The organism is Thermostichus sp. MS-CIW-38, assembly GCF_054058415.1.
This window is the reverse complement of the sequence record NZ_JBSSAH010000015.1, coordinates 1-13,019: the sequence shown is the minus strand read 5'-3', so window position 1 is coordinate 13,019 and position 13,019 is coordinate 1. Positions and strand designations below refer to the sequence as shown.

Below are 13,019 nucleotides of genomic sequence, written 5' to 3'. Positions count from 1 at the left end.
AGAATTTGTTTCATCTCTTCACTATTCTTTACTCTGAGGTGCTGATCCCGGCCATGAACCCCGCCTTTCTGGACTCTGAGCGCGGTTATCTTTTGGATATTCCTCTGGGCGAGCGCTGGCGCGTTGGTCGGCGGCTGATGGAATTGGGGATCCCGGCAGTTTGTACGGGAGATGGCCGTCTGCGGGTGGAGGTGAGTACTCCGTTGGCCGTTCTACAGGTGCGCAGTGTGATCCGTCAGCACACAGCGCGGCGACAGGAGTTATTGGATGGCCTAGAGGTTTGTTGGCAGCTCAACACAGAGGCTGGGGGTCAAGATGAGCAAGTTCCCTAAGCAAGGGATCCCGTTTGAGTCGGAAGGCCGGTTTTTGGGATTTCTTCCCGATAAAGACGGCAAGCTCAAGTACCTGCGTTGGCAAGCCGGAGCGGACGTTTTTTCCGGCAAGATCCCCAAGCCCCTGCGTTCTGCCCTTTACCGCACCCTCAAACCTGGCGATGCGGTGCAGATCTCGGGGGAGCGAGAAGTGGATCTGCACAAAGGGCGAGAAAAATGGGTGCTTTACCGGGTGGTTCCCCTCGGAGAGAAGGCGGAGGGTATGTCTTTGACGACAGCTCCAGCTTCCGGGGGTGAGACGGAGCCGGTTGTCCCAAAGGTCAAAGGTAAGGTGCTGGTCTGCCAGAAATCCGACTGTTATCGGCGTGGGGCCGGAGCGGTGATGCAAGCCCTGAACGCCCACTTGGCCGCCTACTCCGGTTCGATTTGCGTGCAGGGGGTGGGCTGCATGAAAGATTGTAAACGGGGCCCCCATGTGGTGTTTATGCCCGACAAGGCTCGTTATAGCGGCGTTTCCCCCCAAGGGATCCCGGCTTTGTTGGAGCGGCATTTTCCGCTTTCCTCGCCGCAACCCCAAGAGGTTGAAGCAGCAGCTTCTTCCTAACGCCCATGGGATCCCCACCGGCGAACAGCTCTGTGAGGTAGGCACAAAATCAAAGGGTGCAGCAGGAGTTTTCCGGCAAACCTAGGCGGAGCGAGATCCAGATTGCCGGGTGGTACAAAGGATCCCTCCTGTGTGATGCTACAGACAGAGGCAGGCTAGGGGAGGGAACAAACCTTGCGGGTGGGGATCATCGGCACCGGCTACGCAGCTCGCTCACGGGCCGAGGCCTTGCGCAAAGATGGGCAAGTGCAGATTGTCGCTGTTGCCGGTCGAGCTCCCGACCGGAGCGATGCTTTTGCCGCCGAGTTGGGGGCCGTCGCCTATTCGGACTGGTCTTCTCTGTTGGGCGAGCAGCGGCTGGATCTGGTTTTTGTCAGCACCATCAATCGGGATCATGCCGCCATTGCCCGTGCTGCTCTGGAGGCAGGGATCCACACCGTCGTGGAATATCCCCTCGCCCTCAGCGCTGCCGAAGCGCGTTCCTTGGTGCAATTGGCAGCCGAGCGGCAAGTGCTGCTGCACGTCGAACACATCGAGCTAATTAGCGGCGTTCACCGGTTGCTGAAACAAGAGCTGGAAGGGTTGGGCAAGCTGTTTGCCGTTCGCTACATCACTCTCACCGCCACCCACCCCGCCCCCGATCGCTGGACCTATCGGCCTGAGTTGTTTGGCTTCCCCCTCATGGGGGCCGTTTCTCGCATCCACCGCTTGGTGGACTTGTTGGGCAGGGTAGAACGGGTGAGCTGCCAACTGCGCTACGACGGGCCGGATCTGCCCCACCGCTACAGCAGTTGCTACTGCACAGCCCAGCTGAGTTTTGCCAGTGGGTTGCTGGCGGTGTTGACCTATGGCAAGGGGGATTCCCTGTGGTGCTCGCAGCGGCTACTGGAGTTCCACGGTCAACGGGGGGGCCTATTGATCAACGGCGAAGAGGCAACGTTGCTGCGGCCCGGCAGCGCCCACCCTCTAGAGACGGGATCCCGCCACGGCCTGTTCGAGCAAGACACCCGCATGGTGCTGGATCACCTGCGCCACGGCAGACCCCTCTATATCCATACTGAAAACATGCTCCACGCCCTGGCGGTGGCCGAGGCAGCCGAGCGATCTGCCCAAACCCAGCAGGTGGTTTGCGTTCAGGATTGGCCCTAAGGGAAGTCCCTCTCCCCTTGAGAGAGGGGAGCTACGCAATGGGGAGTTTCACTGGGATGTTATGGTCATTTCAGGTTAAGGTGAGACGCCTGGGCTGCTGATCGCGCCAGCGGGACGGAGTCCTTGAAAAGCCCTATAGCCTGCTGCACTCAGAGTTTTAGGTGTGGGTGCAGTGCCCTAGTTTAATTGAAATGACCATACTGGCAATACAGGGATCCCTGAAAATAGACAGGATGGCGGGGAGGGCTAGTCATGATTGAGGCGGGGGCAAGCGTCTTGAGGCGGATGTTGGGCGTCTACGGCAGCTCTAAGATGGGCGTTCTGCTGCTGTTGGGGTTTTCTTCGGGTTTGCCGCTGCTGCTGATCAACACCACCTTGAATGCTTGGCTGACCCAAGCGGGCTTGACCACCATTGCCATCGGCTTGTTTAACCTGCTCAATTTGCCCTACTCCTTTAAGTTCTTGTGGTCGCCTGTTCTGGATCGATTTCTGTTGCCGGCACCGGGATCCCTGCGGGGCAGTCGACGGCGGGGGTGGATGGCCCTGACCCAGGTGCTGTTGCTGCTCAGCATAGGGCTACTGGGTTTTCAGGATCCGACCCAAACCTGGCTGGAAGCCTTGGGATGGGAAGAGCTGGCCCAGACTTGGCCGGGCATCACAGTTTTCACCCGCCCGATCTTTCTGGTGGGGTTGCTGGTGGCTTTTTTGAGCGCCTCTCAGGACATCGCGGTGGATGCCTACCGTACCGATATCTTGGCAGAGCGGGAGATGGGGGCAGGGGTAGCGATTTTCGTATTTGGCTACCGCATCGCGCTGTTGGTCAGCAGTGGCGTGAGTTTGATCTTGGCGGACTATTTGCCCTGGTGGCAGGTGTACGGGATCATGGCGCTGCTGATGTTGATCGGGTTGATTACCTCGTTTTTGGCCCCTGAGCCGGAAAACAGCGCCCTCAAGCCTACCTCTTTGCGGTCGGCTATCCTCGAGCCGTTTCAATCTTTTTGGCGGCACCGCTTGGCCTGGGCGATCCTGCTGTTTGTGGTCTGCTTCAAGTTGCCGGATAGCTTGGCAGGGCAAATGACCCCCACATTTTTGTTGCAGACGGGGTTTAGCACCAGCGATCTGGGCATTATCCGCAGTTGGATAGGCTTGTTGGCCACCTTGGCTGGGGCTTTTGTGGGGGGGGAGTGGGTCAGCCGCATCGGCACCTACCGCTGTCTGTTCATTTTCGCAGCCTTGCAAGGGATCGGCAATTTGGGCCTGGGAGCGATTGGGTTGGTGGGGCAAAACTATCCGCTGCTGGTGGGGGCAACCGTTTTCGACAACATGGCCGGGGGCATGGGCACGGCTGCTTTTCTGGCTTTTTTGATGAGCCTCTGCGACCGGCAATTTAGTGCCACTCAGTATGCTTTGCTCACCAGTGTGTTTGCCGTGGGGGGAACCTTGGCCGGGGCTGTGTCAGGCTATTTGGCGGCTGCAGTCAATTGGCCTTTGTTTTATCTGATCACGGCGATGACAGCCGCTCCGGCAATGGTGATCCTGCTGTGGCTCGGCCCCCCTTCATCGCCTGCAACCCCGGCCACAACCGCATCTGAACCGTAACTGCCCCACCGCAAATCCGGTTCTAATAGCCTTGCCTTGAACGCAACAAGGATGGCCGCCTACAGCGCAGCCCCGATTTTGGCCGCCAGATCCACCAGCCGCGCCGCATAGCCGTACTCGTTGTCATACCAGGAGAGCACCTTCACCGTGCGATCCCCTAAGGTCAGGGTGGATCCCAAATCCACAATGGAAGAGTGGGGATCCCCGACGATATCCGCCGAGACGATCTCCGGTGGAGCAATGGCCAGGATGCCGCGCAGCGGGCCTTCTGCAGCCTCGACAAAGGCTTGGTTGACGGCTTCTCTGGTGATGGGCTGCTCGGTACGCACCACAAAGTCCACAATCGAGCCGGTCAAGGTGGGCACCCGCAGCGCCAGGCCATCCATCTTCCCTCTCAGGGCGGGCAAAACCTCGGCCACTGCCGTGGCGGCCCCGGTGGTGGAAGGCACGATCGACACTGCTGCTGAGCGGCCCCGCCGGTAATCTTTGGGATCCGGGCGATCCACAATCGCCTGGGTGGCGGTATAGGCATGGCAAGTGGTGAGAAAGCCGGTCTCGATGCCGAAGCGATCCAACAAGACCTTAGCCAGCGGCGCCAAGCAATTGGTGGTGCAGGAAGCATTGGAGACGATGTGATGCCGCTCCGGGTCGTATTGGTCGTCGTTGACCCCCATCACCACCGTCAAGTCGGGGCCTTTGGCGGGAGCAGAGATGATCACCTTTTTGGCCCCGGCTTCCAGGTGTTTGGCCGCCCCCTCTCGTTTGGTGAACAAGCCGGTTGATTCCACCACCAGGTCAACCCCCAGATCTTTCCAGGGCAGTTGTGCCGGATCCCGCTCTGCCAAAACTCGGACTTTCAGGTGGTTGCCGATTTGCAGATGCCCGTCCACCGCGCTCACGGTTTGGGGAAGGCGCCCATAGGCCGAGTCGAACTGGAGCAGGTAGGCCAAGTTGTCGGGTTCGGTCAGGTCATTGACTGCCACCACCTCCAGCTCTGGAGCTGGCTGAGACAGCAGCACCCGCAGGAAGGCCCGCCCAATGCGACCAAATCCGTTAATGGCTACCCGTGTGGTCATCGCAATCCTCCGGTATCAGTTTATACGATGGATCAGGGGACGCGGCATGGGAGACGCTGCCCCCCTAGGGATAGGGTAAAAGAAGAACGGGATCCACATCGCTTTTGCACCCAAGATCTCCAGATTTGCCACTGGGACTTGCAAAAGGACTCACCCAAGAAGTTGCCGGCAGAAGGGAAAAGTAGGAATGAAGGTATTGCTGACCAACGATGACGGCATCGAGGCTGCCGGGCTGGCCAACCTCAAGTTGGCCCTCAGCGCCCTCATCCCGGAAGAACACTGTTGGATTGTGGCCCCCCACCAACCGATTTCCGGCTGCAGCCACCAGGTGACGACGGGGCGACCTTTTCGAGCCTTGGCCCGCGGCGAGCGCACCTTTGCCGTCGAGGGATCCCCTGCCGACTGTGTGCGGGTGGCCCTATTCAAGCTGGCCCCAGCGGTGGATTGGGTGCTTTCCGGTATCAACGAGGGGGGAAATCTTGGATCGGATGTGTATCTGTCGGGAACGGTGGCGGCGGTACGGGAAGCGGCGATGCGCGGGATCCCGGGAATTGCCATTTCCCAATACCGAGCAGGGGGCCAACCCATCGACTGGGAGCAAGCCCAGCGGTGGACGCGGGAAATCTTGGCGGAGCTGATGGAACAACCCCTGCCCAGGGGGGCGTTTTGGAATGTGAACCTGCCTCACTTGCCCGCCGGATCCCCTCTGCCGGAGCGGGTCTATTGTCCCCTCTGCACCCAACCCCTGCCGCTCGATTATGCGGTGGAAGCCGAGGGAAATGGGGCAGAGTCGCTGTGGTTTCGCTATCAGGGCCGCTATGCGGAGCGCGCTCGGGATCCCCAAACCGATACCGACATCTGCTTCTCCGGTCGGGTGGCCATCACCCAAGTGCAACTGGCCAAGGACTCCGTCCCGCTAACGCGACCAGGCGTTTCCGCTGGGGGGGGTAGAAGCCAGGTTGCGGGCAATGGTTCTCAGCCGTTGCAGCCGTAGCGCCGTCAGGATAGATGCTTCGCCGCTGTCGCGAACGGTGGGATCCAGCTTCAGAACCTGTTCTATGGCATCTGCCAGGTGTTGAGCGGCCTCCTGTCGGGTGTAGCCGCGAAACTGAGCACGGCGCAGGGCAAATTCATCGGCGTCGAAATGGGCGCTCTCCCGGTTCAGGTTTTGCCAGATCTGCCGGACGGAGAGAGCTGTAATGCCACCTGCCAACAGAGCGGAAAAGGGGTGCTGCAAAGAGAGCTCCGCAACAGTGGTGATGCCCCCCATCAAGGCCAGCGATTGGTAAAACCCCGGCTGCAACCAATTGCGGTTGCCCAGCCATCCCACCTCCCGCAGAAACAACAGATCCCGCTGCGGCTGAGGGATCCCTTGCCAACGGCGAAAATCGATGGCAATTGTGCCCTGGGGCTGCCAAGGGGCTTTGCGGCGGGAGATGAGCAGGGCTTCGCCCCCGAAGTGGGGAACAATGGTGATCAAGGGTCGGAAAGAAGCGGGGAGCAGATCCCGCAACCGTTCGGTTTCTTCTTTTTCGAAGGGTTGGAAATCTGGGCGGCTGGTCATGGCCTCACCTGTTGGGGGGGTTGGGGTGGGGAGCCCGCCTAAAAACAGGCCCTGTTCCGGCCCCAGACACCCCAGCCTGTGCAGAACCGATGCGAGGTTAGTCTATCGCATCTCCAGGCTGGCCGTGGAACTCTGGCCGTGGAACTCTATAGGTGGAACCCTGTAGGTTTCAAAGATCCCAATCCTAGGTTGCGTAGACTGGGAAGGCGAGCCTACCCGTCTTACCTACTCGTCTTAAATCCGAGACCATGACCTTCCCAGCTCAGCCAGAACCCCAAGTGCTCCGTGCTGCTGACGGGGATGAGCAGAGTATCAACAGCCCCCTTTACACCTACGCCTTCTTCCCGCAGCCAGCGCCAGAACTTTTGCCCTTCATCCGGCAAACCGAGGGGATCCATCGGTCGGTGCAGGTGTTCTCCCCGGCAGGCAGCCGAATTGCCGCTGCTGTGGAGCCGATGCCGGATCCAGAGTCGCTGCAAGTCTCGGATGAGGTGTTGGTGCGCTCTGCCCTGCGCCACGACCAGGTGATCTGCCGGCTGTTCGCCCAGATGCCGGTGCTGCCCCTGCGCTTCGGCACCTGCTTCCTCTCAGCAGAAAGGCTGGGATCCCATCTGCTGTCCCGGCAAGCGGAATACGAACAAGCCCTCGCAGCCATTGGGGGGCGGGCCGAGTACTGTCTCAAAGGAAGGGTTCAACCTCAGCCCCAACCGGAGCCACAGTCCTCCCTGAGCGGGACGGCCTATCTGTTGGCCCGCAAGCAAGCTTATCTCCAGCAACGACAAGCCCAAGAGCAGCAAGAGCAGGAGCAGCAAGCCCTACAGCAGCTTTGGCCTTCCACCTGGCCTGTGCAAAGGGGGGATCCCCAACCGGGAGAGGCCTTGCGGCTCTACTTTTTGCTCACTCCTGCCGAGTGGGAAGCCGCCCTTCAGCTCACCCAAACCTGGCTGGCTCAGCACCCCCATTGGCAACTGGATTGGAGCGCCCCTTTGCCCCCTTATCACTTTGTCCGTGCCCTGCGGGATCCCCTGGCCGACAGGTGATAGATCCCAACTAAGGACGCCGTCCCGCTAGCGCGAACAAAGTGCTCTGCATGCGGATCATGGTCGCGTTAGCAGAGCGTGGATCCAAGCGTGATAATGGTGAGGGGATCCCGTCCGCTTCCTGTTTGCATTGGCGAGGCGGAGCCCTCACAGGGCAAAGGACTCCGTCCCGCTAACGGGAACAGCAGGCAAAAGGAAGAGTTGTGGTCTAAAGCGCTATGCGCCGCTACCGCGAACGAGTTGGGCTATTGGGGCTGGGCACGGTTGGCACGGGCGTTGTGCAAATTCTGCAGCAACCCCGGCATCCTCTCTTGCAGTCGGTTGAGATTGCGGCGGTGGGGGTGCGCTCTTTGGACAAGCCACGGCAAGTGCGGATCCCGCCTGAGCGCCTGACCACCAATCTGGAGCAAATCGTGTCGGATCCGGAAATCGACGTGGTCATCGAGCTGATGGGGGGCTTGGAGCCGGCCCGCACCTTGATCTTAAAAGCCCTTGACCACGGCAAACCGGTGATCACAGCCAACAAAGCGGTGATCGCCCGCCACGGGGAGGAGATCTTTCAGGCGGCAGCCCAAGCCAAAGTCTCGGTGCTCTTGGAAGCGGCAGTTGGGGGCGGGATCCCGATTCTGCAGCCCTTGCAACAGTCCCTGCAGGCCAGCCACATCCAGGCGGTCTGGGGCATTGTGAACGGCACCACCAACTTCATCCTCAGCCAGATGACCCAGGCGGCCAGCTCATTTGAGGAAGCCCTGGCCCTGGCCCAGGCCCACGGCTACGCCGAAGCGGATCCCAGCGCCGATGTGGAAGGGTGGGATGCCGCCGACAAGATCGCCATTTTGGCCAGCCTTGCTTTCGGGGTGTCTGTGAAGCGGGCAGCCATCCCCTGCGAAGGGATCCGCGGCATCAGCCCCACCGACATTCGCTATGCCCGCGAGTGGGGCTACACCTTCAAGCTCTTGGCCATCGCCCAGTTGCGTCAGCATTGCGGAGCAGCAAGGGCCCATCCTGTTCGCGCTAGCGGGGCGGAGCCCTTGGATGACGGGGAAGGGGCGGTCGCGACAGCGTTGCGGAGCAACACGATGGCCTTGGACATCCGAGTTCACCCCACCCTTCTGCCCTCTACCCACCCCTTGGCCAACATCAACGGCGTGGACAATGCCGTTTTGGTGCAGGGGGATCCCTTGGGTCAGGTGGTGCTGTCGGGGCCGGGGGCGGGGCGGGGGCCGACTGCCAGTGCCGTTGTTGGCGATCTGCTGACCCTGATTGCCCACCGGCAAACGGGGGCTGATGCCCCCAATCCGCTGTGGGGATTCTCCTGCTTCCCCGCTGCCGCCTCTTTGATCCCTCTCTCGGAATTGGAGTCGGAGTTTTACGTGCGGGTATTGGCCCAGGATCAGCCGGGGGTAATGGGGGCGATTGGCACCTGCTTCGGTCGCCACCGGGTTAGCCTGGAGAGCATTACCCAAAAGGAATGTCACCAAGAGCAGGCGGAGATTGTGATTCTCACCCACACCGTCCGGGAGGCCGACTGCCGACAGGCGCTGGCCGAGATCCAACAACTGCCCCAGGTGGCCGGGATCCCCAGCCTATTTCGGGTGCTGCGCTAGCTGCTATAGATCCAAAATGCTCCGCACCGCTGACGCGAACGCGCTGGTGGGACGGGGAGCGGCTCAGAGCATAATTGTTTGACTCTTGAGGATTGAAAACCCCGTTGGAACCCAAAAGATGAACTCTTCTGTTGAGCACTTTGGTAGGACGCAGTCCTTGCAGGCTGAGGTGGTGGTGGTGGGGGCGGGCATCAGTGGCCTAACGTTGGCCTTGCGATTACAACAGGGCTTATCCCCCAAGGATGAATCCACCCAGCCGCTGCTCCTGGCCGAGGCCAGCTCCCGCGTGGGGGGCTGTATCTCCACCCAATCCAAAGACAGCTATCGCTGGGAAGAGGGCCCCAACAGCTTTACCCCCGTCCCCGCCCTGCTTAACCTCATTGCCGAGGTGGGCTTGGCGGAGCACCTGGTGCTGGCCGATGCCCAGTTGCCCCGCTACGTTTACTGGGAGAAAGCGCTGCTGCCGGTGCCCCTGAGCCCTTCTGCGGCAATTGGCTCGCGGCTGTTGAGCGTGGGCGGCAAGTTGCGGGCCTTACGTGGGTTGTTGGGGTTTGTCGCGCCACCGCCGGGCAAAGAGGAAACGGTGCGGCAATTCTTCCAGCGGCAACTGGGATCCGAGGTGGTGGAACGGCTGGTCGAACCTTTCACCTCAGGGGTGTATGCCGGGGATCCGGATCAGCTCAGCGCCTTGGCAGCCTTCCCCCGCATTGCCGGCTTGGAAGAACGCTACGGCAGCCTCTTTGCCGGTGCTGTGCAGGCTTTGCGCAGCCGTTATCGCTACGCGACGCTCCCGCGAACCCGTCACCAGGACAGCGCCAACTCCCCCATCCAGCCTCCTCCCAAGCGGGGCCAACTGGGTAACCTGCGGCAGGGGTTGCAGCAGCTACCTGAGGCGATTGCCCAGAAACTGGGCAGTGCGCTGCGGCTGGGCTGGCGGGCTGTGCATCTCAAGCGGGATGAGACGGGCTACCGGGTGGGCTTCGTCATACACGACAGCGGTGCAGAGCACACGGCCCCAGAAGAAATCCACTGGGTGGCGGCTCAACAGGTGGTGCTCACCCTCCCTGCCTACGCTGCTGCCACCCTCCTGCAGGATCTCAACCCCCAGGCCAGCCGGCTGCTGAGGGAAATCCCCTACCCGCCTGTGGCGGTGGTGGCTTTGGCCTATCCAGAAGAAGCCCTCCCCCAACCGCTGCGAGGGTTTGGCCATCTGATCCCTCGCTCTCAGGGCCTGCGCACCCTGGGCACCATCTGGGCCTCCTCCCTCTTCCCAGAGCGGGCTCCTCAGGGCTATCACTGCCTGGTCAGCTTCATTGGGGGGGCCACCGACGCGGCTTTTGCCTGTCAGAAAGGGATCCCGCCCATTACGGCGCTCTCCCCTGACGAGCGGGCCCAAATTGTGCATGCAGAACTCAGCCAGATCCTGCTCACCCGCCCTGTCGAACCCATCCGCCTGGGAGAGCGCCTGTGGCCCCAGGCTATCCCGCAATATACGCTTGGCCACCGGCAGCGGATTGCCCAATTGCAGGCCAGCCTGGCCGACCAAACCCCAGGGGTGTGGGTGTGTGCCAACTACCTGGATGGCGTGGCCTTGGGAGATTGTGTGCGGCGGGCCGAGGCCCTAGCCCAGCAGATCCTGTCCGTCCGGCGTTAGCGGTGCGGTTCCCGTTCGCGTGTAGCAGCATAGAGTGCTGTAGACATAGCAGCATGAGCCATCCCTACACCAGCCTCCTGCTCATCCCCACCGGCATTGGTGCCCGCATCGGTGGTTTTGCCGGGGATGCCCTGCCTGTTGCCCGCACCCTGGCAGCAGCCGCAGAGCGGGTCATTACCCATCCCAACGTGTTAAACGGAGCCAGTTTGTTTTGGCCGATGGGGAACGTGTTGTACGTGGAAGGGTACGGCCTGGATCAGTTCTGTGCGGGGGTGTGGAATTTGCGGCCAGTGCGCCAAAACTGTGTTGGGGTGGTGCTGGATGCCGGGATCCCCCCCGATCTGCAACAACGCCACCTGCAGGTGATGCAGGCTGCTCAGGCCACCTTGGGGCTCAACATTGGCCCCTGGCGCTTGACCCGCCAACCCTTGGGCGTTTCCGTCAGCTTCTCCCCCTCAGGAGCCAGCCAGGGATCCCTGGCCCAGCCTGATGCTCTCTTGGAGACTGCCCAGGAGCTGGTTCGCCTGGGGGCAGAGGCCATTGCCGTGGTGGCCCGCTTTCCGGATGACTTGGACTTCAGCCAGTACGAGCAGGGAAGGGGGGTGGATCCCCTGGCCGGCGTCGAAGCCCTGATCAGCCACCTGGTGGTGCGGGAGTTGCGGATCCCTTGTGCCCATGCCCCCGCTTTCTACCCTGAGACTTTCCCCAAGCCGGTTCACCCCCGCGCTGCTGCTGAAGAGGTGGGGTTTACCTTCTTGCCTTCGGTTTTGGTGGGCCTCAGCTACGCTCCCCAGTTCGTCAAGAGCGGGGATCCCGCCCAACCGGGCGACCTGACAGCAGAGCAGGTGGACAGCGTCATTGCCCCGGCCACTGCCTTTGGGGGGCCTGGCTTGCTGCACCTGGCCAGCCGTTATTGCGGCGCAACGCTGTCGCGACCCCACCACAATGCTCCGCCGCTGACGCGAACGGACGGAGTCCTTGCCCGTCCTCCGCTTTTCATTGCCGTCGAGGAAAACACCACCGTGATGCAGGTGCACCCCCGCCAGTTGGGGATCCCTCATGTATCGGTAACCTCCTATCTAGAGGCGGTTGGAGTGGTGGTGGCCCATCGAGCAGGAGTGGCCTGGTCGTCGCTACGGCTCTCCCCCTCCACCCCGGAAAAGCTGGGATCCCACACTTGCGCCGTTCGCGGTCGCGGTGCGGAGCACTTGAGCGGGACGGAGTCCCAGTAGGCTACCGGTCGCGTTAGCGGGACGGAGTCCATGAGCAGATGGGAGCCGGCAGGGGATCCGCCGGGTTTAGGCCGGCAAACCACTCCGACAGGGCGGCCGGCAAGCAGAGGCCGGGGTTTCCCTCGATGTGCAGCCGCTCCAGTCGGGGCAGTTCTGCCAAAAAGGTCGGCAGTTCTCCCGTGAATTGGTTACGTGCCAGGCGCAGATCCCGCAACTGATTCAGCTGAGCCAGCTCGGGGGGCAGGGATCCGCTGAGGCGATTGTCCGACAGGTAGAGGTTTTCCAGGTGGCGCAGTTGCCCCAGTTGGGGGGGAATAGGCCCAGAGAGCTGATTGCGATCCAAAAACAGGCCCTTGAGGGAGCTCATCTGGCCCAGTTGGCCGGGAAGGGTGCCGCTGAGGCGGTTGTTTTGCAGGATGAGGTTTTCCAGATGGTGCAGTTGCCCCAGTTGGGGGGGAATAGGCCCAGAGAGCTGGTTGTGATCCAAAAACAGGCCGCGCAGGTTGCGCAGCTGCCCCAGCTCGGCTGGAATGGAGCCGGAGAATTCGTTGTAGTCGAGAAACAGGTTTTCCAACTGGCTGAGTTGCCCCAGCTCGGGCGGCAGGGGGCCGGAAAGTTGGTTGTGGCTGAGGGACAAGGCTCGCAACCGGCGAAATTGGCCTATTTCGGGCGGCAAGGAGCCGCTCAACCCCTGGCGATCCAACACCAGTTGGACAAGACACTGATCCGAATCAAAAAGGGCCACCTCCTCTACCTTCACCTCCGGACGGCCCAGAGCTGCCAAGATCTGCCGCAGCAAGAGGGGATCCCGACAAAGGGGAGCAGACCAGGCCCCCATCCCCCAGCTCAGCCAAACCCAGATCGCCAACAGGCCCACCGCCCACCTCTCGTGCCGAGCCATTCCCCTCTGCTGCTTCATCCCTGCTCTCCAAAGGATCTTTGCCAAGGTAGCATCCTACTCCGTCCCGCCTCCGCCGGGGTTGTTGCTATGGGCAGGGGAACCGCGACGTAGAAGAGCATGACTCTAGTCAATGATACGCTGGACTATACTGAAAATAATGTATAGCATGTTCAGTATGGCTGCTTGGTATGGCTAGGTATGTAAAACCGAGAGAAGCGGCGGATTATTTTGGGGTGTGTCTCCACACTTTGAGGCGATGGG

At 61.3% G+C, this 13,019-nt stretch carries 12 protein-coding genes and 1 pseudogene; 10 read left to right on the top strand and 3 right to left on the bottom strand.

Translation table 11 applies throughout. The annotated features are described in order from the left end of the window. Window positions 1-53: 53 nt before the first annotated feature. The 4 genes from ACVWXZ_RS07050 to ACVWXZ_RS07035 all read left to right on the top strand — a co-directional run bounded on the left by ACVWXZ_RS07050 (window position 54) and on the right by ACVWXZ_RS07035 (window position 3,684). The gene (locus ACVWXZ_RS07050) at window positions 54-332 is read left to right on the top strand and encodes an Asr1405/Asl0597 family protein (protein ID WP_457403150.1); all 279 of its coding nucleotides are present in this window, start codon (window positions 54-56) and stop codon (window positions 330-332) included. Next, window positions 316-936: a (2Fe-2S) ferredoxin domain-containing protein gene (locus tag ACVWXZ_RS07045; protein WP_457403149.1), complete on the top strand. Its 621-nt coding sequence runs from the start codon at window positions 316-318 to the stop codon at window positions 934-936. Before ACVWXZ_RS07050 ends, ACVWXZ_RS07045 begins: the two co-directional genes overlap by 17 nt. A 174-nt stretch (window positions 937-1,110) precedes the next feature. Next, window positions 1,111-2,085: a Gfo/Idh/MocA family protein gene (locus tag ACVWXZ_RS07040; RefSeq protein ID WP_011433046.1), complete on the top strand. Its 975-nt coding sequence runs from the start codon at window positions 1,111-1,113 to the stop codon at window positions 2,083-2,085. Between the two features lie 312 nt (window positions 2,086-2,397). Continuing rightward, window positions 2,398-3,684: an AmpG family muropeptide MFS transporter gene (locus tag ACVWXZ_RS07035; RefSeq protein WP_457403148.1), complete on the top strand. Its 1,287-nt coding sequence runs from the start codon at window positions 2,398-2,400 to the stop codon at window positions 3,682-3,684. A 59-nt stretch (window positions 3,685-3,743) separates the two neighbouring features. Here ACVWXZ_RS07035 and gap read toward each other — a convergent pair whose 3' ends face one another. Further along, window positions 3,744-4,760: a type I glyceraldehyde-3-phosphate dehydrogenase gene (gap, locus tag ACVWXZ_RS07030; RefSeq protein WP_011433044.1), complete on the bottom strand. Its 1,017-nt coding sequence runs from the start codon at window positions 4,758-4,760 to the stop codon at window positions 3,744-3,746. Window positions 4,761-4,947: 187 nt separating this feature from the next. Between gap and surE the strand changes: the two genes are divergently transcribed. Further along, window positions 4,948-5,754: a 5'/3'-nucleotidase SurE gene (gene surE, locus ACVWXZ_RS07025; protein ID WP_414374912.1), complete on the top strand. Its 807-nt coding sequence runs from the start codon at window positions 4,948-4,950 to the stop codon at window positions 5,752-5,754. On the opposite strand, the gene ACVWXZ_RS07020 is transcribed toward surE, so the two are convergent. After that, complete coding sequence (locus ACVWXZ_RS07020) at window positions 5,677-6,324, bottom strand: DUF3318 domain-containing protein (RefSeq protein WP_457403147.1); 648 nt, start codon at window positions 6,322-6,324, stop codon at window positions 5,677-5,679. The two genes, surE and ACVWXZ_RS07020, sit on opposite strands and share 78 nt — an antisense overlap. 248 nt (window positions 6,325-6,572) lie before the next feature. Here ACVWXZ_RS07020 and ACVWXZ_RS07015 point away from each other — a divergent pair, with 248 nt between their 5' ends. From ACVWXZ_RS07015 to ACVWXZ_RS07000, 4 genes are all read left to right on the top strand, one after another. Continuing rightward, on the top strand, window positions 6,573-7,364 hold the full coding sequence (locus tag ACVWXZ_RS07015) for a GvpL/GvpF family gas vesicle protein (RefSeq protein ID WP_457403145.1): 792 nt from the start codon (window positions 6,573-6,575) through the stop codon (window positions 7,362-7,364). 218 nt (window positions 7,365-7,582) lie between these two features. Then, window positions 7,583-8,971, top strand: a complete 1,389-nt coding sequence (locus tag ACVWXZ_RS07010; protein ID WP_457403144.1) for a homoserine dehydrogenase — start codon at window positions 7,583-7,585, stop codon at window positions 8,969-8,971. 118 nt (window positions 8,972-9,089) lie between these two features. Then, a complete protein-coding gene (gene hemG, locus ACVWXZ_RS07005; RefSeq protein WP_457403143.1) occupies window positions 9,090-10,625 on the top strand; it encodes a protoporphyrinogen oxidase in 1,536 nt (511 codons plus the stop codon). Window positions 10,626-10,678: 53 nt separating this feature from the next. Next, entirely contained in the window at window positions 10,679-11,857 is a 1,179-nt protein-coding gene (locus tag ACVWXZ_RS07000) for a DUF3326 domain-containing protein (protein ID WP_457482328.1), read from the top strand. Window positions 11,858-11,870: 13 nt separating this feature from the next. Here ACVWXZ_RS07000 and ACVWXZ_RS06995 read toward each other — a convergent pair whose 3' ends face one another. Next, window positions 11,871-12,758, bottom strand: a complete 888-nt coding sequence (locus ACVWXZ_RS06995; RefSeq protein WP_414349674.1) for a leucine-rich repeat domain-containing protein — start codon at window positions 12,756-12,758, stop codon at window positions 11,871-11,873. A gap of 188 nt (window positions 12,759-12,946) precedes the next feature. On the opposite strand from ACVWXZ_RS06995, the pseudogene ACVWXZ_RS06990 reads away from it, so the two are divergent. Continuing rightward, window positions 12,947-13,019, top strand: a pseudogene (locus tag ACVWXZ_RS06990) (IS607 family transposase); the annotation flags it as partial.